The 23790-nt window shown below is 70.0% G+C and carries 26 protein-coding genes; 22 read left to right on the forward strand and 4 right to left on the reverse strand.

The annotated features are described in order from the left end of the window. Positions 1–41: 41 nt before the first annotated feature. On the reverse strand, positions 42–1211 hold the full coding sequence (locus tag NE234_RS14185; protein WP_252779511.1) for a L,D-transpeptidase: 1170 nt from the start codon (positions 1209–1211) through the stop codon (positions 42–44). 168 nt (positions 1212–1379) lie between these two features. On the opposite strand from NE234_RS14185, the gene NE234_RS14190 reads away from it, so the two are divergent. From NE234_RS14190 to NE234_RS14215, 6 genes are all read left to right on the forward strand, one after another. Next, positions 1380–2012 carry a histidine phosphatase family protein gene (locus tag NE234_RS14190; protein WP_252779513.1) on the forward strand — a complete coding sequence of 211 codons (633 nt, stop codon included), beginning with the start codon at positions 1380–1382 and terminating at the stop codon, positions 2010–2012. Positions 2013–2067: 55 nt separating this feature from the next. Continuing rightward, positions 2068–2646, forward strand: coding sequence for a TlpA family protein disulfide reductase (locus tag NE234_RS14195; RefSeq protein ID WP_252779516.1), 579 nt, complete (start codon positions 2068–2070; stop codon positions 2644–2646). Between the two features lie 97 nt (positions 2647–2743). Next, positions 2744–3445, forward strand: a complete 702-nt coding sequence (locus NE234_RS14200) for a cytochrome c biogenesis CcdA family protein (RefSeq protein WP_252780975.1) — start codon at positions 2744–2746, stop codon at positions 3443–3445. A gap of 25 nt (positions 3446–3470) precedes the next feature. Then, on the forward strand, positions 3471–5081 hold the full coding sequence (resB, locus tag NE234_RS14205; protein ID WP_252779518.1) for a cytochrome c biogenesis protein ResB: 1611 nt from the start codon (positions 3471–3473) through the stop codon (positions 5079–5081). A 5-nt stretch (positions 5082–5086) separates the two neighbouring features. Continuing rightward, the gene (gene ccsB, locus NE234_RS14210; protein WP_252779532.1) at positions 5087–6043 is read left to right on the forward strand and encodes a c-type cytochrome biogenesis protein CcsB; all 957 of its coding nucleotides are present in this window, start codon (positions 5087–5089) and stop codon (positions 6041–6043) included. Between the two features lie 76 nt (positions 6044–6119). Then, positions 6120–7301, forward strand: coding sequence for a L,D-transpeptidase (locus NE234_RS14215; protein WP_252779534.1), 1182 nt, complete (start codon positions 6120–6122; stop codon positions 7299–7301). 64 nt (positions 7302–7365) lie between these two features. Here NE234_RS14215 and NE234_RS14220 read toward each other — a convergent pair whose 3' ends face one another. Continuing rightward, positions 7366–7716, reverse strand: coding sequence for a PLD nuclease N-terminal domain-containing protein (locus NE234_RS14220; RefSeq protein WP_252779537.1), 351 nt, complete (start codon positions 7714–7716; stop codon positions 7366–7368). A gap of 168 nt (positions 7717–7884) precedes the next feature. On the opposite strand from NE234_RS14220, the gene NE234_RS14225 reads away from it, so the two are divergent. Both NE234_RS14225 and NE234_RS14230 read left to right on the forward strand, forming a co-directional pair. Next, positions 7885–8847 (forward strand): hypothetical protein, encoded by a 963-nt coding sequence (locus tag NE234_RS14225; RefSeq protein WP_252779539.1) that lies wholly within the window; start codon positions 7885–7887, stop codon positions 8845–8847. 11 nt (positions 8848–8858) lie between these two features. Continuing rightward, complete coding sequence (locus NE234_RS14230; RefSeq protein ID WP_252779542.1) at positions 8859–9122, forward strand: hypothetical protein; 264 nt, start codon at positions 8859–8861, stop codon at positions 9120–9122. Positions 9123–9176: 54 nt separating this feature from the next. On the opposite strand, the gene NE234_RS14235 is transcribed toward NE234_RS14230, so the two are convergent. Further along, positions 9177–9392: a BldC family transcriptional regulator gene (locus NE234_RS14235; protein WP_252779585.1), complete on the reverse strand. Its 216-nt coding sequence runs from the start codon at positions 9390–9392 to the stop codon at positions 9177–9179. A 217-nt stretch (positions 9393–9609) separates the two neighbouring features. Between NE234_RS14235 and NE234_RS14240 the strand changes: the two genes are divergently transcribed. Continuing rightward, on the forward strand, positions 9610–10614 hold the full coding sequence (locus NE234_RS14240; RefSeq protein ID WP_252779589.1) for a threonine ammonia-lyase: 1005 nt from the start codon (positions 9610–9612) through the stop codon (positions 10612–10614). A gap of 109 nt (positions 10615–10723) precedes the next feature. Next, on the forward strand, positions 10724–11041 hold the full coding sequence (locus NE234_RS14245; protein ID WP_252779601.1) for a DUF4229 domain-containing protein: 318 nt from the start codon (positions 10724–10726) through the stop codon (positions 11039–11041). A gap of 8 nt (positions 11042–11049) precedes the next feature. Here NE234_RS14245 and NE234_RS14250 read toward each other — a convergent pair whose 3' ends face one another. Next, a complete protein-coding gene (locus NE234_RS14250; RefSeq protein ID WP_252779603.1) occupies positions 11050–11742 on the reverse strand; it encodes a demethylmenaquinone methyltransferase in 693 nt (230 codons plus the stop codon). A 254-nt stretch (positions 11743–11996) separates the two neighbouring features. On the opposite strand from NE234_RS14250, the gene NE234_RS14255 reads away from it, so the two are divergent. The 12 genes from NE234_RS14255 (at position 11997) to nuoK (ending at position 23786) form a co-directional block, all read left to right on the forward strand. Next, entirely contained in the window at positions 11997–13277 is a 1281-nt protein-coding gene (locus NE234_RS14255; RefSeq protein ID WP_252779606.1) for a geranylgeranyl reductase family protein, read from the forward strand. 116 nt (positions 13278–13393) lie between these two features. Beyond that, entirely contained in the window at positions 13394–13753 is a 360-nt protein-coding gene (locus NE234_RS14260) for an NADH-quinone oxidoreductase subunit A (protein WP_252779618.1), read from the forward strand. Positions 13754–13755: 2 nt separating this feature from the next. Next, complete coding sequence (locus tag NE234_RS14265; RefSeq protein ID WP_252779634.1) at positions 13756–14310, forward strand: NuoB/complex I 20 kDa subunit family protein; 555 nt, start codon at positions 13756–13758, stop codon at positions 14308–14310. After that, positions 14307–15053 carry an NADH-quinone oxidoreductase subunit C gene (locus NE234_RS14270; RefSeq protein ID WP_252779636.1) on the forward strand — a complete coding sequence of 249 codons (747 nt, stop codon included), beginning with the start codon at positions 14307–14309 and terminating at the stop codon, positions 15051–15053. Before NE234_RS14265 ends, NE234_RS14270 begins: the two co-directional genes overlap by 4 nt. Continuing rightward, positions 15050–16396, forward strand: coding sequence for an NADH-quinone oxidoreductase subunit D (locus NE234_RS14275; RefSeq protein WP_252779638.1), 1347 nt, complete (start codon positions 15050–15052; stop codon positions 16394–16396). The genes NE234_RS14270 and NE234_RS14275 overlap by 4 nt, the downstream gene beginning before the upstream one ends. Further along, positions 16393–17064 carry an NADH-quinone oxidoreductase subunit NuoE gene (gene nuoE, locus NE234_RS14280; protein WP_252779641.1) on the forward strand — a complete coding sequence of 224 codons (672 nt, stop codon included), beginning with the start codon at positions 16393–16395 and terminating at the stop codon, positions 17062–17064. Before NE234_RS14275 ends, nuoE begins: the two co-directional genes overlap by 4 nt. Beyond that, positions 17061–18362: an NADH-quinone oxidoreductase subunit NuoF gene (gene nuoF / locus NE234_RS14285; RefSeq protein WP_252779643.1), complete on the forward strand. Its 1302-nt coding sequence runs from the start codon at positions 17061–17063 to the stop codon at positions 18360–18362. The genes nuoE and nuoF overlap by 4 nt, the downstream gene beginning before the upstream one ends. Then, positions 18359–20803: an NADH-quinone oxidoreductase subunit G gene (locus NE234_RS14290; protein ID WP_252779646.1), complete on the forward strand. Its 2445-nt coding sequence runs from the start codon at positions 18359–18361 to the stop codon at positions 20801–20803. The genes nuoF and NE234_RS14290 overlap by 4 nt, the downstream gene beginning before the upstream one ends. After that, entirely contained in the window at positions 20800–22146 is a 1347-nt protein-coding gene (gene nuoH / locus NE234_RS14295; RefSeq protein WP_252779649.1) for an NADH-quinone oxidoreductase subunit NuoH, read from the forward strand. The genes NE234_RS14290 and nuoH overlap by 4 nt, the downstream gene beginning before the upstream one ends. Continuing rightward, positions 22139–22666: an NADH-quinone oxidoreductase subunit NuoI gene (nuoI, locus tag NE234_RS14300; RefSeq protein WP_252779663.1), complete on the forward strand. Its 528-nt coding sequence runs from the start codon at positions 22139–22141 to the stop codon at positions 22664–22666. Before nuoH ends, nuoI begins: the two co-directional genes overlap by 8 nt. Further along, entirely contained in the window at positions 22663–23493 is an 831-nt protein-coding gene (locus NE234_RS14305) for an NADH-quinone oxidoreductase subunit J (RefSeq protein WP_252779674.1), read from the forward strand. Before nuoI ends, NE234_RS14305 begins: the two co-directional genes overlap by 4 nt. Further along, positions 23490–23786 carry an NADH-quinone oxidoreductase subunit NuoK gene (gene nuoK, locus NE234_RS14310; RefSeq protein ID WP_252779706.1) on the forward strand — a complete coding sequence of 99 codons (297 nt, stop codon included), beginning with the start codon at positions 23490–23492 and terminating at the stop codon, positions 23784–23786. The genes NE234_RS14305 and nuoK overlap by 4 nt, the downstream gene beginning before the upstream one ends. Positions 23787–23790 lie beyond the last annotated feature (4 nt).

The following is a 23790-nucleotide window of genomic DNA, read 5'->3' on the forward strand; positions in this document are numbered from 1 at the left end:
CGCTCGGCGGGACAGGTCGCCATGCCCGCAGGCCAGAGGCCCTAAAGGTCGCCGTCCTTGAGCCAGTCGCTCCAGGAGTAGTTCCAGTACTTCCAGTCGCCGTCGTTGGGCTCGTCGACGAACCGGCGGGACGTACCGGTGATCTTGACGATGTCGCCGCGCTGGGCGATGCCGAAGAAGTAGCGGGCGCCGGCCGGGGAGGTGCGGACGCAGCCGTGGCTGGCGTTGCGGTGGCCGAGGGCGTCGTACTCCCCGACGCTCTGGTGGACGTACTCGCCGCCCATCGAGATCCGCACCGCGAGGTGGACGTTCTCCTTGTAGTAGTCACAGTCGGGCTGGTCGGGTTTGCAGTTCGGCGACTCCATCTGCACCACCGGCTTCTTCTCCCTGGTCAGGTGGATGCCGCTGGTGGTGGTGTACTCCCGGGTGGTGCCCTTGCCCATGCTGATCCGGAACGTCCGCACCAGGCCGTCGTGGTCGACCCTCATCCGGTGTGTGCGGGCGTCGGCGACCGTGATGTTCGACGCGCCGATGGCGAAGGTCCGGGTGACGTCCGCCGTCCCGTACACGCCCTTGGCGGCGCGTACGCCGGCCAGGTGCGCGGTGAAGACGACGTTCTGGTGCGGCTGCCAGTAGCGGTGGGTCCGGTAGACGACCTGACGGTCCGACGTCCAGTGCCAGGCGCCCTCGTCCCCCTTGTCGGCCTTCACCTCGAGGGCGCGCGTGACCTGGGCACGGTCGCCCACCGGGCCGTCGAACGTCACGATGATCGGCATTCCGACGCCGACCTTCTCGCCGGCCTGCGGCGTGACGTCGGCGATGCCGATCCGGTGCGCGGCCGGAGCCGTACGGAAGCGGCTCATCACCGCGGTGACCCGGCCCTCGGCGTTCCGGGCCAGGGCCTTCACCTGGTACCAGACCCCGGGTCTCAGGGTCCACATGGTCCGCCACGACCGGCGGTCGGGGCCGAACGCACCGGGTGTCGTCGTGCCGTCCTGGCGTACGTCCACCTCGTCGAGCCGCCCGCCGGAGACGGTGACCTCGACGCTCCGATCCGGCCGTACGGTCCGCCTGCCGTCGGCGGGCTTGATCGTGATCTCCGCGTCCGCCGCGGCCGAGGTCGCCTTCCGGCCGCCGCCGGAGCAGGCCGGCGTCAGGGCGACGGTCGCGGCGGCGATGGCCAGACCGGCGATCAGCCGCCGATTCCTCATGTGGATCTTCACTTCCTATGAGATGCGCGTACGGCGGGCAGGTTCGCCGGAGCGGCGTACCACCCAAGCATCCGTCGAGACGACGCCGAACGCCGCGATTGCGCGCGGCGTGTCCGCGACACCCGGGTCACATCAACCGCCTCCGGGGGCCGGTAGTGTGGGGGCGCTATGAAGACGATCGTTCATCTGCTGCGCCACGGCGAGGTGCACAACCCCGAGGGTGTCCTGTACGGGCGGCTGCCGGGATACCACCTCAGCGACGACGGCCGGCTGATGGCGAAGGCGGCGGCCAAGTGGTTCGACGGGCGCGACATCACCGTGCTCGTGTCCTCGCCGATGGAGCGTGCCCAGGAGACGGCCGAGCCGATCGCCGAGACGCTCGGCCTGCCCGTCGGCACCGACGAGCGCCTCATCGAGGCCGCCAACCACTTCGAGGGCCACACGTTCGGCGTGGGCGACGGGTCGCTGCGCCGCCCGGAGCACTGGCCGTTCCTCTGGAACCCCTTCCGGCCGTCCTGGGGCGAGCCGTACGAGGAGATCGCCCGGCGCATGCTGGCGGCGATGGCCGACGCGCGCGACGCCGCGCGCGGGCACGAGGCGGTGTGCGTGAGCCACCAGCTGCCGATCTGGGTGACGCGGCGGCGGGTCGAGGGCCGCCGGATGTGGCACCACCCGGGGCGCCGGCAGTGCGCGCTGGCCAGCGTGACGAGCTTCACCTACGACGACGATCGCATCGTCAAGGTGGGCTACGCGGAGCCGGCGGGGGACCTGTCCCGCCGCCCCAGTGTCCCCGGCGCCTGAGCCCTCCTGCACAATAGAAGCGAGTACTACACGATGTAGTAGTAGGAGTGTGCCCGTGACCCCCCGTGCCCTGACCCTTCCGGCGGTGGTTCTGCTCGGCATCGGCGCGCTCGCGGGATGCGCGGGCACCGACGCGGTCCAGAGCGGCGCCGGGAACTCCGACTCCCGGTACGTCGCCGGTGACAACTCCAGCCAGATCATCAAGAACCGCAAGCCCGCGCCGCAGGTGAAGGGCACGACGCTCGACGGCAAGCCGTACGACCTCGCCGCGCAGAGCGGCAAGGTCACGGTCGTCAACTTCTGGGCGTCCTGGTGCGCGCCGTGCCGCGCCGAGGCGCCGACGATGGAACAGATCTACGAGCAGACCAAGGGCTCGGGCGTGCAGTTCCTCGGCGTCGACATCAAGGACGGCAAGGACAACGCGCAGGCGTTCCTCCGCACCTTCAAGATCACGTACCCGAGCCTGTACGACCAGGCCGGGCAGGTGGCGCTGGCCTTCCGCGACATCCCGCCGAACGCCGTGCCCTCCACGCTCGTCATCGACCGGCACGGCAAGGTCGCGGTCCGCATCATCGGCAGCGTGCCGTACTCCCACCTCCGGGACCTCGTCACCAAGGTCGCAGCCGAGAAATGAGCCGTACCCCGATGCGCCGTCGCGCCGTGACACCCTCGGCCACGGCCGTACGGGTGGTGATCGCGTGGTGAGCACCATCACCAGCGGATCGCTCGTCATGGCGCTCCCGGTCGCGGCGGCGGCCGGGCTCGTGTCCTTCCTGTCCCCGTGCGTGCTGCCCCTGGTGCCGGGCTACCTGTCGTACGTCACCGGGATGAGCGGCGCGGACCTCGGGGAACAGCGGCGGGGGCGGCTCCTGCTCGGGGTCGCGCTGTTCGTCCTCGGGTTCACGGTGGTGTTCGTGAGCGCCGGACTGGCGTTCGGCGGGTTCGGCGCGCTGCTGCAACGACACGCCGACGTGATCACGAAGGTCCTGGGCGGGGTCACGATCCTGCTCGGCCTGGCGTTCATGGGCTTCATCCCCGGGCTGCAGCGGACGGTCAAGTCGAGCCGGCTGCCCGCCGCCGGAGTGGCGGGCGCGCCGTTCCTCGGCGCGCTGTTCGGGCTCGGCTGGACGCCCTGCATCGGCCCGACCCTCGCGGCCGTGCAGGCGATGGCCTACACCGAGGCGAGCGCGACGCGCGGGGCGCTGCTGTCCTTCGCCTACTGCCTCGGCCTGGGCGTGCCGTTCCTGGTCACCGCCGTCGCGTACCGTAAGGCACTGGGCGCGTTCGGCTGGGTCAAGCGCCACTACCAGGCCGTGATGCGCATCGGCGGCGGCCTGCTGGTCGCCATCGGGCTGCTCCTCGTCACCGGGCTGTGGAGCGACCTGACGGTCCAACTACAGAGCTGGGTCTCCGGCTTCAAGACGGTGATCTGATGAGCTTCGACAAGGGGGCACGCCCGTGAGCGTCGACGCTCCTGAGGCACAGGCCGCGCCGCAGGCGCCACGGGAGCGCCCGGCGGGCATCGGCGTGCTCGGCTGGCTCCGGTGGGGCTGGCGGCAGCTGACCTCGATGCGCACCGCGCTGGTGCTGCTGTTCCTCGTCGCGCTCGGCACCGTGCCCGGCTCGTTCCTGCCGCAGCGGGGGCTCGCGCCGGAGAAGGTCACGACCTTCTTCCAGCAGCACAAGACGCTCGCGCCGGTGCTGGACAAGCTGTCGCTGTTCGACGTGTTCGCCGCGCCCTGGTTCGCGGCGATCTACATCCTGCTGTTCGTCTCCCTGGCCGGCTGCGTGCTGCCGCGCGCCAAGCACCACCTCGTCCAGCTGCGCTCCCGCCCGCCGAAGGCCCCGCGCAACCTCGGCCGGCTGCCGGAGGCCGCGTCGTACGAGACGGACGCCGCCCCCGACGAGGTGCTCGCCGAGGCCCGCACGATCCTCAAGGACCGGCGGTTCCGCGTCGACGCGTACGACGACGCGGTCGCCGCCGAGAAGGGCTACCTCCGCGAGACCGGCAACCTGGTCTTCCACGTGGCCCTGCTCGTGCTGCTGTTCGCGGTCGGCTCCGGCGCGGCGTTCGGCTACAAGGGCAACGTCCTGGTGACCGAGGGGGAGGGCTTCTCCAACACCCTCGCCTCGTACGACGCGTTCAAGGGCGGCCGCAGCTTCACCGCCTCGAAGCTGCCGCCCTTCACCGTCTGGCTCGACTCCTTCTCGGCGAGCTACCTGCCGAGCGGCCCGAACCGCGGGCAGCCGACGAACTTCTCGGCCAAGATCCGGTACCAGAACGGCCTGAAGTCCGCGGTCAAGTCCTACGACCTGAAGGTCAACCACCCGCTGAACGTGGACGGGGCGCGCGTCTACCTCCTGGGCCACGGCTACGCGCCGCGCTTCACCGTGAAGGACGGCAAGGGCCAGGTCGCCTTCCAGGGGGCCGTGCCGTTCCTGCCGACGAACGAGGCGACGTACGCCTCCGAGGGCGTCATCAAGGTGCCCGACGCCCAGCCCGACCAGCTCGGCTTCATCGGGCTGTTCTGGCCCACCGCCGTGCCGAACCAGCAGGGCAAGGTCGTCTCGGCCTTCCCCGCCGCGTGGAACCCGCAGGTCGCGCTGTTCGCCTTCAAGGGCGACCTCGGCCTGTCCAACGGCGCCCCGCAGTCGGTGTACCGGCTGGAGACCGCCAAGCTCAAGCCGCTCCTGATGGGCAACAAGGTCAAGCCCCTCGCGGTCGGCCAGACGCTGCAGCTGCCGAGCGGCGCCGGCTCGGTGACCTTCGACGGCTACCGGCAGTACGTCACCATCCAGGTCAACCACGATCCCGGCCGGGTCCCCGCGCTCGCCGCCGGCATCGTCGCGATCATGGGCATCGTGACCTCCTTCCTCGTGCGCCGCCGCAGGGTGTGGGTCCGTGCGAAGGCCGCGGAGGGCGGGCGTACCGTGGTCCAGGTCGGAGGGCTCACCCTCGGCGGCGCCACTCCCGACTTCCAAGCGATCGTCGAGCGGCTCAAGACGGCCGCCCCGGAAGAGCCCCGGAGCACGGCTCCGGACGAACCCCCGAACACAGACGAGGAGTGACGGCCGTGGTCGACCCCTATCTGGCCCACCTGAGCAACCAACTGATGCTCGGCGCGGTGCTGTTGTACGTCGTCGCCATGGTCGGATACGCCGCCGACATCTCGTTCGGGCGGCGGCGCGTCGCGGCGGTGCCGCAGGAGGCGAAGGTCCTCGTCGGCGCGGGCGGCCCCGAGGCCGTGGAGGACGTGCCGGAGGCCACGGACGAGCCCGAGGGCGAGCGCCGCAAGGTCGACTGGGGCCGGTTCGCCATCCTGCTCAACGTGCTCGCCTGGGGCGTGCACGGCGCCGAGATCGTCACCCGGGGCATGGCGGCCGACCGCGTGCCCTGGGGCAACATGTACGAGTTCGTGTCCGCGATCACGTTCGCCGCGGTGACCGTGTACCTCGTGATGCTCTGGCGCTACAAGACCACCTGGCTCGGCCCGTTCCTCATGGTGGCCGTCGTCATCGCGCTCGGCATCGCGACGATCTGGCTGTACGACGACCCGGGCCCGCTCCGCCCGGCGCTGCACTCGTACTGGATCGCGATCCACGTGACCGCCGCCGTGACCGCCACCGGGATCTTCACCGTCGCCGGCGTCGCCACGATCCTCTACCTGCTCAAGGCCCGCCGGACGGCGCCCAAGCCGGGCGGCCTGTTGGAGCGGGTCCCGGACGCCGAGACGCTCGACCGCATCTCCCACCGCACGATGATGTTCGGCTTCCCGATCTGGACGTTCGCCATCATCGCCGGCGCGATCTGGGCGGACTCCGCGTGGGGCCGCTACTGGGGCTGGGACCCCAAGGAGACCTGGTCGTTCATCACCTGGGTCGTCTACGCCGGGTACCTGCACGCCCGCGCCACCGCGGGCTGGCGGGGCCGCAAGGCGGCCGTCATCTCGCTGATCGCCTTCGGGTGCCTCCTGTTCAACTTCTTCGGAATCAACTACCTCGTCTCCGGGTTGCACTCCTACGCTGGGTGAACATTTATCTCCCACCGCCAACTTTTTGCCGACGCCGTGCGTCGGACAAGGCGTGGGTGAAACTGGGAGGACTCGCGTGGGTAACAGGCGGTCGGCCGTTGGCATGCTGGCGATGGTGGCGCTGCTCGCCGGTGCGTCCGCATGCACGGGCAGCAGTGAGGCGGGCACGAACGGCAAGGACGGCACGAAGGCCCCCGACGCCCAGGTGCGCATCACTCCGGCCAACGGCACCGGCGCCGCCCGTCCCGACCAGGGCGTCGCGGTCGCGTCGTCGGGCGGCAAGCTGGAGCAGGTGACGGTCACCCAGGGCGGTGCGCCGGTGCCGGGCGACTTCACCGCCGACCACATGCAGTGGAAGACCAAGTGGACGCTCAAGCCCGGCGCGTCGTACAGCGTGAACGTCACGGCGAAGAACGCCAAGGGCAAGACCACGACGACGCAGAGCACGTTCACGACGCAGAAGGCCACGCAGAGCTTCAAGATCGCCGACATCACGCCGATGCCGGGGGAGAAGGTCGGCGTGGGCATGCCGATCATCGTGAAGTTCGACACGCCGATCGCCAACAAGGCGAACGTCGAGCGGGCGCTCGAGGTGAAGTCGGACAAGGGTGACACCGGCGTCTGGCACTGGATGTCGCCCACGGAGGTCGTCTTCCGTACCCAGAAGTTCTGGGGCGCGCACCAGAACGTCACGTTCACCGCCCACCTCGCCGGCGTCCGCGGCCTCAAGGGCGTGTACGGCAAGGCGGACGTGTCCCAGTCCTTCAAGATCGGCGCCTCGAACGTCACCGTGGCCAACGCCAAGACGCACTACATGAAGGTGAACCACGACGGCGTCGTCAAGACGTTCCCGATCAGCACGGGCATGGGGACGACGACGGAGTACACCACGACCAGCGGCCTGCACATCACGCAGGAGAAGTCCGAGAGCGTGACGATGGAGTCCCCGGGCCGCAAGCCGGGCGACGCCGGCTACTACAAGGAGGTCGTGCACCTCGCGGTCCGGATCACCAACCGCGGTGAGTACGTCCACCAGAGCGTCGGGGAGTACGACGCCCTCGGCCACCGCAACGCCAGCCACGGTTGCGTCCGCACCTCGCCGACCGGAGCCCGGTACTTCTACGACATCGCCCAGCGCGGCGACATCGTGAACGTCACCGGCACGAGCCGGAAGCTGGCCAACGAGGTCGACTCGAACGGCTGGGTGTTCTGGGCCCTGCCGTGGAACAAGTGGGTCGCGGGCAGCGCCCTGGCCTGACCCGCCGAAGACAGCTCGCTCCGGCCCCGGCCGCCGTCACGGCGCCGGGGCCTTTGAGATCTATCTAGGACTCCTCGCCGCGGAGGCGGCGGTCCAGCTGGCGGAGGAACTCCGGGTCGTCGTCCGGGCCGAGCGGGCCGCGCCGGTCCGCCGGCCCCGGATCGTCCCGGCCGAACTCCCGCGAGGTGAGGAACTCCGGCGGCCACGCGGTAACGCCGGCCGTCACGAACCTGCGGCGCCGGCCGAAGAGCAGCCAGGCGATCGCGCCGAGTTCGAAACCCAGCAACACAATGAGGAACCACGCGAACTTCGGCAAATGCCGAGTTTCGGTCTCATCGGTCGACAGGACCTCAAATAGGCAGAAAAGCCACACGCCGAGTGCGACAAGGACGAGCACGACGGCAAGGACGAGCATGCTCGCAGGGTAACCCGCCCACCTGAACGCCACCGCAGAGGTGACCGCATCGGGTCTTGAAGGTGGCCGTACGGGGGTGCGGCGGGACGCCGGATCGCCGGCGGTGGGGATGACGGGCGGACGGAGGCTGGCTTACGCTTCCGCTTAGCCGAGGCGAGGGGCCGTGTCATGCGTTACCGGGTGAACCGTCGCCAGCAGCCCGAGGCGCCGGCCGCCGAGTCCCGGACCGGGCGCCACCGCCGGAGCAAGGACTCCGCCGGAGACGCCGATCGGACGGCGCCCGCCGAACGCCACGTCGCCCGTCCGCGCCGCCTGCAGCCCAGAGACGCGCTCGGCCGCTTCCGCAAGCTGCGCCCGGACGAGGAACGGCGGCTCACGGACCGCGCGGACACCCCGCTGCCCGACCGGCCGAAGACGCCCGACCGGCCGGCCGAGGCGCGCTACACCTGGCGCGACTTCGAGCTCGACGACGAGCTCCCGCGCGCGGCGCCGCACTCGCCCGACGCGCCCGACGTACGGGACGGACGCCGGCACTGCGGATCGCTCGAGGACATCCTCTACCGCCAGTGGCCCGCCGACGGGGAGCCGGTCTCCCCGGACGTCGTGCGGGCCGTGGACAGCCTCGCCGAGCTGCCCGACGTGCTGAAGGACAAGCTGGCCGAGAGCCTGAACGGCATCTACGTGGGCTCCGGCGGCGTGCCGGACCTCGACGACATGGCCTACCTCCGGGGCGAGCCCCTGCCGTCGGGCAAGGCGACCTGGGACATCTGCGCGGGGGCGTACGGGGACCGCACCATCGTCGTCGGTGACCGTCCGTCACCGACTCCAGACGTGATGCTGCACGAGATTGGGCACGCTCTTGACGACATCGACGGCACGATGACCGATGAGAGCGGCCGACAATGGCAGTCCGACAGTCCGGAGTTCCGTGCGCTGTACGCCCAATGTCTTCCACACTTGGAGAGTGAGTTTCACCGGCAGGCGGAAGATCTGGGCCGTCACGAGTTCTTCGCGGACGCCTTCGCGGCGATCGCGTCCCGCCAACGGCCGGCGCTTGTCGACATGCTCGGCGGGGATACCCGAACAGCGCTCAACGTAATGCTTTTCTTCAACCGCAAATACGGGATTTAGGTGATGGCGCGATGTACGTGATCAGGCTCCCCGGCGGGAACCTGCGGGTGCCCGCGAGCGTGCTGGCACCCGGACGGCGGGCGCACGGAGGGACGGGGAGCGTGATCGGCCAGGCCTATGTGGAGATCGGCCCGGAAGACCCCGACTACCAGCGACTTCTCGCGGAGTCGATCTCGGAAGAGGAGATGGCCGAGAAGCGACGTCGCTGGCGCGAGGACGACGAGGCGCTGCGCGCCGAATTCGAGGAGTTCAAGGCCCGGCAGGCGGAGGAGTGACGGGCCTGACAGGCGGAGGGATGACGGCGAGGTCCGGTCGCCGCCGTCGACCGTCTACCGGCTGAGTTCGCTGCGTACGGAGGACTCGACCGGCTCCTCGCCCCTCAGTAGTGCGTGCACCTCGGATTCCCGGAAACGACGGTGCCCCCCCGGCGTCCGGATGCTGCTGATCCGACCGGCCGCTGCCCAGCGTGTTACCGTTTTCGGGTCGACCCGGAACAGGGCGGCGACCTCACCCGGGGTCAGCAGGCGCTCGCTCGTACTCTCCACGTTTTCTCTCCCCCTTTGTCCCGCTCTCGTCGCGGGTGGACTGTTTCTCAGTCTGCCGTGTCAAGACCGATTTCTCCCTTGTTTTCGGAAAACATCACGCTGCGTAGTTTTGTGACATGCAGTAATGACTGGACGTGACGGATCAGTTGCGGCCCTCCGGTCGGACGATCGACCTGTCGCCCACAGTGACGCCCCGGAGCCACGTAGGGTGCTCGCTATGTCCGATCTTGTAACACCGGAGGAGATCGAGGACGCCGCCCGGCGGCTGTCCGGGGTGGCGATGCGCACCCCCCTGGTGCCGCTCCGCGGCACGGCGCCCTCGGCCCCGCTCCTGCTGAAGGCCGAGTCGCTGCAGCCGGTCGGCTCCTTCAAGCTCCGCGGCGCGTACGCCGCGGTCAGCGCACTGCCCGAGGAGGAGCGTAAGAACGGCGTCATCGCGCACTCCAGCGGCAACCACGCCCAGGCGGTGGCCTACGCCGCGCACGTGCTCGGCATCCCCGCCGTTCTCGTCGTCCCGCACACGATCCCGGCCGTGAAGGCCGACGCCTGCCGCGCGCTCGGCGCCGAGATCGTCTACGTCGAGCCGACCATGGAGGCCCGGGTGGAGACGGCCGACCGGCTGGCCGGCGCGCACGGGTACGCGCTCATCCCGCCGTTCGACGACGCGCGGATCATCGCGGGACAGGGCACGATCGGCCTGGAGATCCTCGAGGACGAGCCCGAGGCCGACGCGGTCTTCGTGCCGATCAGCGGGGGCGGCCTCATCGCCGGCGTCGCCACGGCGATCAAGGCGAAGCGCCCCGAGACCAAGGTCATCGGCGTGGAGCCCGCGCTGGCCGCCGACGCGCGCGACTCCTTCCGCGTCGGCCGCCGGATCGGCTGGCCGGCCGCCGAGACGAGCCGGACCATCGCCGACGCCCTGCGCGTCGAGCGCCTCGGCGAACGGCCCTTCGAGCACATCCGCGCGTACGTCGACGACGTCATCGTGGTCTCCGAGGACGAGATCCGTTCCGCGATGCGGCTGCTCGCCCGCCGCGCGGGCCTGGTCGCCGAGCCGGGCGGAGCGGTGGCGACGGCCGGGCACCTGGCGGCGACCGGGTCGCGCGGACGGCACCACACGGGACGCCCCCGGCGTCACGTCGCCATCGTCTCCGGCGGCAACGTGGACCCGGCCCTGTACGCGGAGATCCTCGCCGAGCCGGAGCAGCCCGAGCGGAACTGACGGCCCGGGAGACACCGACGGTCCGAGCGGAACCGACGCTCGTGGTCCGGGGACCGGCGGGCCGGGCCCCGGACCGACTCCCGCGAAGGGGGGATAGTCTCAGAACGTCATGCGTTCCGTACTCGTTTACACCCTTGCCCGGCTGGCGCTGTTCGGCGCGACCGCCGGAGTGCTGTTCCTGGCCGGAGCGCGTGGGTTCCTGCTCCTCGCGCTGGCCATCCTGATCAGCGGCGTCATCAGCTTCGTCCTGCTGTCACGTCAGCGCGACGCCGTCTCGTCCTCCGTCACCGAGCGCGCCGCCCGGATGCGGGAGAACCTCGCCGCCGGCGCCGCCCGCGAGGACGAGGACGACGAGGACGCCACGAAGAAGGACGTCCCGGCGCCCTCGTCGACGACCCGTCAGGACGACCGGGAGCCCAGCGCCTGACTCACCGGTCAGCGGACGGCGTGGTGCAGGGCCACCGCGCCGAACGTCAGGTTGCGCCAGCGGACCGAGGTCCAGCCGGCGTCCTGGATGAGCCGGGCGAACCCCGCCTGGTCGTGCCAGGCCGCCGTCGACTCCGCGAGGTAGTGGTAGGAGTCGGGGTTCGAGCTGACCTTCGCCATCAGCGGCAGGCCGACCTTCAGGTGCAGGCCGTGCAGGGTCCGCAGCACCGGGTTCGGCGGCCGGCTGACCTCGCAGACGAGCAGCCGCCCGCCCGGCCTCGTCACCCGGCGCATCTCGGCCAGCGCCCGGACCGTGTCGCTCACGTTGCGGATGCCGAAGGAGATCGTCACCGCGTCGAAGGACTCGTCGGCGAACGGGAGGCGCAGCGCGTCCCCGGCCACGAACCGCACGCCCGCGTACCCGTTGCGGCGCACGCCCTCCCGCAGCATGCCGAACGAGAAGTCGCAGGCGGTGGTGTGCGCCCCCGCCTCGGCGAACGGGACGGACGAGGTGCCCGTGCCGGCGGCGAGGTCGAGGACCCGTTCGCCGGCGCGCACGTCGAGCGCCTTGACGACCTCGCGCCGCCACAGCCGGTCGAGGCCGCCCGTCATCAGGTCGTTGAGCAGGTCGTAGCGCGCGGCGGTGCGGTCGAACATCGCCGCCACCTCCGCGGGTCGCTTGTCCAGGGATGCCCGCGTCATGAGAAGTAAGCGTACGCAAGCGGCCGGTTAACGCGGCACGCGGGCAGGCGCGTACGATCGGGCAGCGCGCATGGTTCCCGAGCATCGAGAGGCACGGTCTACACTCACGGTGTAGGGAGCTTGTGAAGCGCTTCACAAAAGAACAAAGAGAGCCACCCCGGGTCGCACCCGGCTCCACGCAGCCCCGTACGATCCGTCGCGGCAGCCCCCGACTCAGGGGCGCACAACCGAAACCGTGCACCCGAAGGAATCCCGTGACCGAGCCAGTGTCCACAACGCAGAAGGACCCCGAGACCGAAGCCGACGTCATCGTCGTCGGCGCGGGCCCGGCGGGCTCGACCACTGCCTACCACCTGGCGCAGGCGGGTCTCAACGTTCTGCTGCTGGAGAAGACGACCTTCCCGCGCGAGAAGGTGTGCGGTGACGGCCTGACCCCCCGTGCGGTCAAGCAGCTGGTGAAGATGGGCGTCGACATCGACGCGCCCGGCTGGATCCGCAACAAGGGGCTGCGGATCATCGGCGGCGGCGTCCGGCTCGAACTGCCCTGGCCGGACCTGGCGAGCTACCCCGACTACGGCCTGGTCCGCACGCGGATGGACTTCGACCAGATCCTCGCCGAGCGCGCCGTCGCCGCCGGCGTCAAGCTCCACATGAACACCAACGTCACCGGCCCGGTCCTCGACGACCGCACCGGCCGGATCACCGGCGTCGTCGCGAAGACCGCCGACGGCGAGGTGACCTACAAGGCGCCGCTCGTCGTCGCGGCGGACGGCAACTCCACGCGGCTCTCGCTCGCGATGGGCCTGCGCAAGCGCGACGACCGGCCGATCGGCGTGGCGGTCCGGCGCTACTACACGAGCCCGCGCCACGACGACGACTTCCTCGAGTCCTGGCTGGAGCTGTGGGACGGTGACCGCCTGCTGCCCGGCTACGGCTGGATCTTCGGCGTCGGCGACGGCACCTCCAACGTCGGCCTCGGCCTGCTCAACACCAGCGAGGCGTTCAAGAACGTCGACTACCGTGCACTCCTGCGCAGCTGGCTCGCCGGGATGCCGGAGGAGTGGGGCTACCAGGAGGACAACGCCACCGGCCCGGTGCGCGGCGCGGCCCTGCCGATGGGTTTCAACCGGACCCCGCACTACACCCGCGGCCTCCTGCTCGTCGGTGACGCCGGCGGCATGATCAACCCGTTCAACGGCGAGGGCATCGCGTACGCGATGGAGTCCGGCGAGATGGCCGCCGAGATCATCGCCCAGGCTCTGGCCCGGCCGACCCCCGCGCAGCGCGAGCGTGCCCTGCACGACTACCCGCGCGTGCTCAAGGAGGCCTACGGCGGCTACTACACGATCGGCCGGATCTTCGTGAAGGCGATCGGCGATCCGCGGATCATGAAGTTCGCGACGCGCCATGGCATGCCGCACCCGACGCTGATGAGGTTCACGCTCAAGCTGCTCGCCAACCTGACCGATCCGCGGGGCGGCGACGCGATGGACCGCGTCATCAACGCGATGTCGAAAATGGCTCCGGCGGCGTGAGACGAGAGAAGAAATGATGATCGCCCTGCCTAGGATTGGGAATCCCGCCTCTGGACCGCGGCCGTGCCGCGCCGGTGGCGCGCTCGAAGGCAACACCAAGAGGGGGGTGTAGGGATTTGAACCTCTACGTTCCTATTGTCGTACTCGGCGCGCTCGCGCTGCTGTTCGCCGTGGGTTCGGTCATCATGGGGTCCTTCACAGGTCCCAAGCGCTGGAACCGCGCACGTCTCGAAGCGTACGAATGCGGCATCGAACCGACGCCGCAGCCGGTCGGCGGTGGCCGCTTCCCGGTGAAGTACTACCTGACCGCGATGCTGTTCATCGTCTTCGACATCGAGATCATCTTCCTCTACCCCTGGGCGGTCGCCTTCGACCACATGGGGCTGTTCGGTCTCGTCGAAATGGTGCTCTTCATCGTCACCGTCCTCATCGCGTACGCCTACGTGTGGCGTCGCGGTGGTCTGGAGTGGGACTGACAATGGGTCTTGAAGAGAAACTCCCCGCAGGCGTCCTGCTGACCACGGTCGAGCAGGTCATCGGCCTGGCGCGCAAGAGCTCGGTCTGGCCGGCGACGTTCGGTCTGGCCTGCTGCGCCATCGAGATGATGGCGACCGGCGACCCGCGCCACGACTTCTCCCGGTGGGGCATGGAGCGCGCCTCGGGCTCGCCGCGGCAGGCCGACCTGATGATCGTCGCCGGCCGGGTGAGCCAGAAGATGGCCCCCGTCCTCCGGCAGATCTACGACCAGATGGCCTCGCCCAAGTGGGTCATCGCGATGGGCGTGTGCGCCTCCTCCGGCGGCATGTTCAACAACTACGCGATCGTCCAGGGCGTCGACCACATCGTGCCGGTCGACATCTACCTGCCCGGCTGCCCGCCGCGCCCGGAGATGCTGCTCGACGCGATCCTCAAGCTGCACGACAAGATCCAGAACACCAAGCTGGGCGTGCACCGCAAGCGGGAGATCGAGGAGCTGGAGAAGGCCCGGCTCCGCCAGCTCCCGCTCCTGGACCAGCCCGAGGTGGTGTCATGACTTCACAGCACCCTGAGCAGCAGGCCGAGCAGGCCGCCGACCAGCTCCCGGCGCACGCCGAGGAGGACCGGCGCGAGCAGCCGATCGCCCGGATGGGCATGTTCGGCGCCAAGACGACCGGCGACACCTCCGGCTACGGCCGGCTCGTCGTCCGGCAGTCGCCCAAGGTCTCCAGCCCGCGCCCGTACGGCGGTCCGCGCACGACCGGCGCCGAGGGCGAGTTCGACGAGATCGCGGACGCGCTGGAGCGCGCCTACCCCGAGTTCGGCGAGGCGATCGAGCGCGTCGTCGTGGACCGCGGCGAGCTGACCCTCGTCGTCCGCCGCGAGCACCTGGCGCAGGTCGCCCAGGTGCTGCGCGACGACCCGGCGCTGCGCTTCGAGCTGTGCACCGGCGTGTCCGGCGTGCACTACCCGGCCGAGACCGGTTCGGAGCTGCACGCGGTGTACCCGCTGCTGTCGATGACCCACAACCGGCGCGTCCGGCTCGAGGTCACCGCCCCCGACGCGGACCCGCACATCCCGTCGCTGGTCAAGGTCTACCCGACCAACGACTGGCACGAGCGCGAGACGTACGACCTGTTCGGGATCGTCTTCGACGGCCACCCGGCGCTCACCCGGATCATGATGCCGGACGACTGGCAGGGCCACCCGCAGCGCAAGGACTACCCGCTCGGCGGCATCCCCGTCGAGTACCGCGGGGCCAAGGTGCCCCCGCCCGACGAGAGGAGGTCGTACGTATGACCGCCACGGATTACGACGCCTACGGCACGGGCGAGGCCGCCGAGGGCACCGTCTACAACGTCAACGGCCAGGACTGGAACGAGGTCGTGGACGCAGCGGCGTCCGGCGACGAGGACCGCATGGTCGTCAACATGGGTCCGCAGCACCCGTCGACCCACGGCGTGCTCCGGCTCATCCTGACGCTCGACGGCGAGACGGTCGACGAGGCCCGGCTGGGCATCGGCTACCTCCACACCGGCATCGAGAAGAACATGGAGTACCGGACGTGGACCCAGGGGACCACGTTCTGCACCCGCATGGACTACCTCTCGCCGCTGTTCAACGAGGCGGCGTACTGCCTCGCGGTGGAGAAGCTGCTCGGCATCACCGACGACGTCCCCGAGCGGGCGCAGGTCATCCGCGTGATGATGATGGAGGTCAACCGGATCTCCTCGCACCTGGTCGCGATCGCGACGTTCGGCCTCGAGCTCGGCGCGACCACCGTCATGCTCAACGGGTTCATCGAGCGTGAGTACGCCCTCGACATCTTCGAGATGGTCGCGGGCCTGCGCATGAACATGGCCTACATCCGGCCGGGCGGCGTCGCCCAGGACCTGCCGCCGGGCGCCATCGACAAGATCGGTGACTTCGTCAAGCGGGAGAAGGGCCGGCTCAAGCAGCTGCGCAAGCTCCTCGACGCGAACCCCGTCTTCGTCGCGCGGACCAAGGACATCGCCTACCTCGACCTGACCGGCTGCATGGCGCTCGGCGTCACCGGCCCGGTCCTGCGCGCCGCGGGCCTGCCGTGGGACCTGCGCAAGACCCAGCCGTACTGCGGTTACGAGACGTACGAGTTCGACGTGCCGACCGTGGACACGTGCGACGTGTACGGCCGGTACCTCGTGCGCATGGCGGAGATGGAAGAGTCCCTGAAGATCATCGAGCAGTGCCTCGACCGGCTGAGCTCCGGCTCGGCCAAGTCGGGCCCGGTGATGGTCCAGGACAAGAAGATCGGCTGGCCGGCGCAGCTCGCGCTGGGGCCGGACGGCACGGGCAACTCGCCGAACCACATCGCGCACATCATGGGCCAGTCCATGGAGGCCCTCATCCACCACTTCAAGCTGGTGACCGAGGGATTCCGCGTTCCGGCCGGCCAGGTGTACGCCGCGGTGGAGTCGCCGCGCGGCGAGCTCGGCTGTCACGCGGTCAGCGACGGCGGCACCCGCCCGTACCGCGTGCACTTCCGCGACCCGTCGTTCACCAACCTGCAGGCGGCCCCGGCGATGTCCGAGGGCGGCCAGGTCGCCGACGTCATCGCCGCGGTGGCCAGCATCGACCCGGTGATGGGGGGAGTCGACCGATGAGTTTCGAGCCAGAGGTTCTTGAGCGGCTCGAACGGGATGCCAAGGAGATCATCGCCAAGTATCCGAAGCCGCGGTCGGCGCTGCTGCCGATGCTGCACCTCGTGCAGTCCGAGGTCGGGTACGTCAGCGAGGACGGCATCCAGTTCTGCGCCGACATGCTGGGCATCACGCCCGCGCAGGTCACCGGCGTCGCGACGTTCTACACGCAGTACAAGCGCGAGCCGGTCGGCGAGTACCACGTCGGCGTCTGCATCAACACGCTGTGCGCGATCATGGGCGGCGACCAGATCTGGGAGGAGCTGTCCGAGCACGTCGGCGTCGGTCACGACGAGGCGACCCCGGACGGCAAGATCAGCCTCGAGCGTCTCGAGTGCAACGCGGCCTGCGACTTCGCTCCCGTGATGATGGTCAACTGGGAGTTCTTCGACGACATGACGCCGGAGAAGGCCAAGCAGCTCGTCGACGACCTGCGGGCCGGCAAGCCGGTCGCGCCGACCCGCGGCCCGGGCTCGGTGTGCACCTGGAAGCAGGCGTCGCGGGTGCTCGCGGGCTTCAACGACGGCCGCGCCGGCGAGGGCGTGCAGGCCGGGCCGGAGTCGCTGGTCGGTCTCGAACTGGCCAAGCGCGAGGGCTGGACCGCTCCTGAGGCCGAGGAGACCACCAAATGACGACGACTCTGACCCCGATCCTCACCAAGACGTGGGACCAGGCGGACTCGTTCACCCTGCGCGGGTACGAGAACGCCGGCGGGTACCAGGCGTTCCGCACGGCCCTGGGCATGAACCCGGACGACATCATCCAGGCGGTGAAGGACTCCGGTCTTCGCGGCCGTGGCGGCGCGGGCTTCCCGACCGGCCTGAAGTGGGGCTTCATCCCGCAGGGCGACGGCAAGCCGCACTACCTCGTCGTCAACGCGGACGAGTCCGAGCCGGGCACGTGCAAGGACATCCCGCTGATGATGGCCAACCCGCACGTGCTGGTCGAGGGCATCATCATCAGCGCGTTCGCGATCCGCGCGAACCACGCGTTCATCTACGTGCGCGGTGAGGTGCTGCACGTCATCCGCCGCCTCCAGCAGGCGGTCGCCGACGCGTACGAGGCGGGCTACCTCGGCACGAACATCCTCGGCTCCGGCTTCGACCTGGAGCTCGTCGTCCACTCCGGCGCCGGCGCGTACATCTGCGGCGAGGAGACGGCGCTGCTCGACTCGCTCGAGGGCTACCGCGGTCAACCCCGGCTCAAGCCTCCCTTCCCGGCGGTGGCCGGCCTCTACGGCGGCCCGACTGTGATCAACAACGTCGAGTCGATCGCGAGTGTTCCCGGCATCATCGCGAACGGCGCCGACTGGTTCGCCTCGATGGGCACCGAGAAGTCCAAGGGCTTCGGCATCTTCAGCCTGTCCGGCCACGTCACGCGGCCCGGCCAGTACGAGGCGCCGCTGGGCATCACGCTCCGCGAGCTGCTCGACATGGCGGGCGGCATGCGGAACGGCCGCCGGCTGAAGTTCTGGACGCCGGGCGGCTCGTCGACGCCGCTGTTCACCGACGAGCACCTCGACGTGCCGCTGGACTTCGAGTCCGTCGGCGCGGCCGGCTCCATGCTCGGCACCCGCGCGCTGCAGCTCTTCGACGACACGACCTGCGTCGTACGGGCGGTGCTGCGCTGGAGCGAGTTCTACGCGCACGAGTCGTGCGGCAAGTGCACGCCGTGCCGCGAGGGCACCTACTGGTACAAGCAGATGCTCAAGCGCCTGGAGAAGGGCGAGGGCAGCGAGAAGGACCTCGACACCCTCCTGGACCTGTCGGACAACATCCTCGGCCGGTCGTTCTGCGCCCTCGGCGACGGCGCGACCAGCCCGGTGACCTCGTCCATCCAGTACTTCCGGGACGAGTACATCCAGCACTTCGAACAGGGCGGCTGTCCCTTCGACCGGGCCGCCTCGACCGCGTGGGCAGGTGTTAAGTGACCGTCACCAGCGACAGCACCGGGGTCGAGAAGCGCGAGGACCTGGTCACCGTCACGATCGACGGCTTCGAGATCAGCGTTCCGAAGGGCACGCTGATCATCCGGGCCGCCGAGCTGCTCGGCATCCAGATCCCGCGGTTCTGCGACCACCCGCTGCTCGACCCGATCGGGGCCTGCCGGCAGTGCCTGGTGGAGATCCCGGACGCCGGCAACGGGCGGCCGATGCCCAAGCCGCAGGCGTCCTGCACCACCACGGTCATGCCGAACATGGTGATCAAGACGCAGCTCACCTCGCCGGTGGCCGACAAGGCCCAGCACGGCGTGATGGAGCTGCTGCTGATCAACCACCCACTGGACTGCCCGATCTGCGACAAGGGCGGCGAGTGCCCCCTGCAGAACCAGGCGATGTCCAACGGCCGTGGCGAGTCCCGGTTCGTCGAGACGAAGCGGACGTTCCCGAAGCCGGTCGCGCTGTCCACCGAGGTCCTGCTGGACCGCGAGCGGTGCATCCAGTGCGCCCGCTGCACGCGGTTCTCCGACCAGATCGCCGGCGACGCGTTCATCGACCTGTTCGAGCGCGGCGCCAAGGAGCAGGTCGGCGCGGCCACGGACGAGCCGTTCCAGTCCTACTTCTCCGGCAACACGGTGCAGATCTGCCCGGTCGGCGCGCTGACCGGCGCGGCGTACCGCTTCCGCTCCCGGCCGTTCGACCTGGTGTCGACGCCGAGCGTCTGCGAGCACTGCGCCTCCGGCTGCGCCCAGCGCACCGACCACCGGCGCGGCAAGGTGACGCGGCGGCTGGCCGGTGACGACCCGCAGGTCAACGAGGAGTGGAACTGCGACAAGGGCCGGTGGGCGTTCACGTACGCCACCCAGCCCGACCGCCTGACCCACCCGCTGATCCGCAACGAGGACGGCGTGCTGGAGCCGGCGTCCTGGCCGGAGGCGCTGAGCGTCGCGGCCGAGGGCCTGGCCCGCGCCCGCGGCAAGGCGGGCGTGCTGACCGGCGGTCGCGTCACCCTCGAGGACGCCTACGCGTACAGCAAGTTCGCCCGGATCGCGCTCGGCACCAACGACATCGACTTCCGCGCCCGCGCGCATTCGGCCGAGGAGGCCGAGTTCCTCGCCGCGACGGTCGCGGGACGCCCGATCACGGTGTCCTACACCGACCTGGAGAACGCCCCGGCGGTGCTGCTGGCCGGCTTCGAGCCGGAGGAGGAGTCGCCGATCGTCTTCCTGCGGCTCCGCAAGGCGGTCCGCAAGAAGGGCCTGAAGGTCTACTCCGTCGCGCCGTACGCCACGCGCGGCCTGCGCAAGCTGTCCGGCACGCTCCTGGCCACCGCGCCGGGGGCCGAGGCCGAGGTGCTCGGCGACCTGATCACCGGCACCGGCCTGGACGACACCGGCAAGGCCGCCGCCGAGCTGCTCAAGGCCGAGGGCGCGATCGTCCTCATCGGCGAGCGGCTCGCCGCGGTGCCCGGCGCCCTGTCGGTCGCCGGCCGCCTGGCCGCCGCCACCGGCGCCCGCCTCGCGTGGATCCCGCGCCGGGCCGGTGAGCGCGGCGCGATCGAGGCCGGCGCGCTGCCGACCCTGCTGCCGATCGGCCGCCCGGTCACCGACGCCGCCGCCCGCGGCGAGGTCGCGCGGGCCTGGACGGTGGGCTCGCTGCCGGAGACGCCGGGCCGCGACACGGCGGGCATCCTCGCCGCCGCGCGGGACGGCGGGATCGACGCGCTGCTCATCGGCGGCGTCGACCCGTACGACCTGCCGGACCCGGCGGGGGCCCTGGAGGCGCTCGAGAACACCCCGTTCATCGTCAGCCTGGAGCAGCGGGTCAGCGCGGTCACCGACCGGGCCGACGTGGTGCTGCCGGTCGCGACGGTGACGCAGAAGGCCGGGACGTTCGTCAACTGGGAGGGCCGCGGCCGCCCGTTCGACGTCGTGCTCAAGACCCCCGGCGTGATGTCGGACCTGAAGGTGCTGGCCGCGATCGCCGACCAGCTCGACGTCCACCTCGGCCTGCCGGACTCGGCGGCGGCCCGCCGCGAGCTGGCCGCGCTCGGCGCGTTCCGCGGCGACCGGCCGAGCCTGCCCAGCGTGCCCGCGGCCGTACCGGCCGACCCGCGCAAGGGCGAGGCGCTGCTGGCCACCTGGCGGATGCTGCTCGACGCGGGCCGGATGCAGGACGGCGAGCCGTACCTCGCGGGCACCGCGAAGACGCCGGTCGCGCGGCTGAGCGCGACGACGGCCGAAGAGATCGCGGCGGACGGGAAGGTCACCGTGGCCACGGCGCACGGCGAGATCACCCTGCCGCTGGAGATCGTCGACATGCCGGATCGCGTGGTCTGGCTCCCCGAGAACTCCCCGGGCTGCGCGGTCCACCGGGACCTGGGCGTTTCGGCCGGGGCGGTCGTGAAGATTCAGAACGGGAGCGTCGCATGAGCGAGACGCACGTCCTCGCCGAGGGCGCCACGCTGAACAGCTTCGGGCACGACCCTTGGTGGATCATCATCCTCAAGGCGCTCGTCGTCTTCGTGTTCCTGCTGCTGACGGTGCTCATCACCGTCTGGGCGGAGCGCCGGATCATCGGCCGGATGCAGCTGCGTCCGGGCCCGAACCGCGCCGGCCCCTTCGGCATCCTGCAGGCGCTGTTCGACGGCATCAAGGGCGCGCTGAAGGAGGACATCGTCCCGCGCGGCGTGGACAAGGTCGTGTTCTTCCTCGCGCCCATCCTCGCCGCCGCGCCCGCGATGGTGTCCTTCTCGGTCATCCCGTGGGGCGGGGTCGTCTCGATCGGCGGTCACAAGACGCCGCTGCAGCTCGCGGACCTGCCGGTCGCGGTGCTGCTGCCGCTGGCGATGGCCTCGATCGGCGTGTACGGCTTCGTGCTCGCGGGCTGGTCGTCGATGTCGCCGTACGCCCTGCTCGGCGGTCTGCGCTCCAGCGCCCAGGTGATCTCCTACGAGATCGCGATGGGCCTGTCGTTCGTGGCGGTGTTCCTGTTCGCCGGGACGCTGTCCACCTCCGAGATCGTCGCGGCGCAGGCGCACGGCACGGCGTTCAAGATCGCCGGGGTGACGTTCCACACGCCGTCCTGGTACGCGATCCTGCTGCTGCCGTCGTTCATCATCTACATCTTCACGATGATGGGTGAGTCCGGCCGTATCCCGTTCGACCTGCCCGAGGGCGAGGGCGAGCTGGTCGCCGGTTACCACACCGAGTACTCGTCGCTGAAGTTCATGATGTTCTACCTCGCCGAGTACGTGAACATGACGACGCTGTCGGCGCTGTGCACGACGCTGTTCCTCGGCGGGTACCGCGCGCCGTGGCCGATCACCTGGTTCTGGTCCGGGGCCAACTCCGGCTGGTGGCCGGTCCTGTGGTTCCTGATCAAGATCTGGATGTTCACCTTCTTCTTCATCTGGCTGCGCGCGGCCCTGCCGCGGGTCCGCTACGACCAGCTGATGAAGCTCGGCTGGAAGGTCCTCATCCCGGTCTCGCTCGGCTGGATCCTGTTCGTGTCGGTGGTGCGGGCCCTGCGCAACGAGCACCACGACGTCGGCCCGATCATGATCGTCGCCGCGATCGTCGTCGTCCTGCTGCTCATCGCGTCATTCCTGTGGGAGCGGGTCTCGGCGAGCGAGGCGCAGCCGGAGGAGACGGAGGCCGCGGCCGAGCACGACCCGATGGCGGGCGGCTTCCCGGTGCCGCCGCTCGACGCGCCGCACTACCACGGCGTCGGCAACGGCCGTGCGCCCAACTCCGCGGAGGCCACCCGTGCTTGATTTCCTGAACCCGATCAAGGGGTTCGGCGTCGCGTTCCACCAGATGCTCAGCAAGACCGAGGTGGTGGAGTACCCCGAGGTCAAGAAGCCGACGGCACCGCGCTTCCACGGCCGGCACCAGCTGAACCGCTGGCCCGACGGCCTGGAGAAGTGCGTCGGCTGCGAGCTGTGCGCCTGGGCGTGCCCCGCCGACGCGATCTACGTCGAGGGCGCCGACAACACCGAGGAGGAGCGGTTCTCCCCGGGTGAGCGGTACGGCCGCGTCTACCAGATCAACTACCTGCGGTGCATCCTCTGCGGGCTGTGCATCGAGGCGTGCCCGACCCGGGCGCTCACGATGACCAATGAGTACGAACTCGCCGATGTCAGCCGCGAGAGCCTCATCTACACCAAGGAGATGCTCCTCGCGCCGCTGACCGAGGGCATGGAGGCCCCGCCGCACCAGATGCGTCTCGGCGAGACCGAGGAGGACTACTACCGCCTCGGCGCCAAGAGCGAGTCCAAGGACGGTGCCAAATGACCGGGGCAGTGGCCGCGGGCGCGCACCAGACCGGCGAGAGCGCGATCTTCTGGATCCTCGCGATCGTCTCGGTCGGGGCGGCCCTCGGCATGATCCTGACGCGGAAGGCCGTGCACTCGGCGCTGATGCTGGCGGCGGTGATGTTCTCGCTCGCGGTGCTGTACGCCGTGAACGAGGCGCCGTTCCTGGCGTTCGTGCAGGTGATCGTCTACACCGGCGCGGTGCTGATGCTGTTCCTGTTCGTCGTCATGATCATCGGGGTCAGCTCGACCGACTCCCTGGTCGAGACGATCAAGGGTCAGCGCGTCGCCGCCGCGATCGTGGGCATCGCCTTCGCGGTCCTGCTGTTCGTCGGCTTCGGCCACGCGACGCTGCCGAAGACGGCCGGCCTGAAGGACGCCAATGCCAACGGCGGCAATGTCATGGGCCTGGCGCGGCTGATCTTCACCAAGTACGTCTTCGCGTTCGAGGTGACCAGCGCCCTGCTGATCACCGCGGCGCTGGGCGCGATGGTCCTCGCCCACCGTGAGCGGCTGCGCCCGAAGCCGACGCAGAAGCAGCTGTCGAAGGAGCGGATCAAGAGCGACCGCGTCTCGCCGCTGCCGCCGCCCGGCACGTACGCCCGCCACAACGCCGTCGACATGCCGGCCCTGCTGCCCGACGGCAGCATCTCGGAGCTGTCGGTCAGCCCGGTCATCGCCCGGCGCCGTACCGGCGAGCACGAGGACCTGCACGGCGCGTCGCCCGAGGTGGTCGCCCACGAGGGCACCAAGACGGTCAAGGCCGTGATCGAGAAGCCGGTCGAGGTCGAGGAGGAGGAACAGTGACGGGCCACTATCTGGTTCTGTCCGCCATCCTGTTCACGATCGGCGGGATCGGCGTGCTCATCCGCCGCAACGCCATCGTGGTCTTCATGTGCGTCGAGCTCATGCTCAACGCCACCAACCTGGCGTTCGTGAGCTTCGCCCGTATGCACGGCAGCCTCGACGGGCAGATCATCGCGTTCTTCGTGATGGTCGTGGCCGCGGCCGAGGTCGTCGTCGGACTGGCGATCATCATGACGATCTTCCGGAGCAGGAAGTCCTCGTCGGTCGACGACGCGAACCTGCTGAAGTACTGAGGAC

The organism is Actinoallomurus rhizosphaericola (genome assembly GCF_024055675.1).
GTDB lineage: Bacteria > Actinomycetota > Actinomycetes > Streptosporangiales > Streptosporangiaceae > Actinoallomurus > Actinoallomurus soli.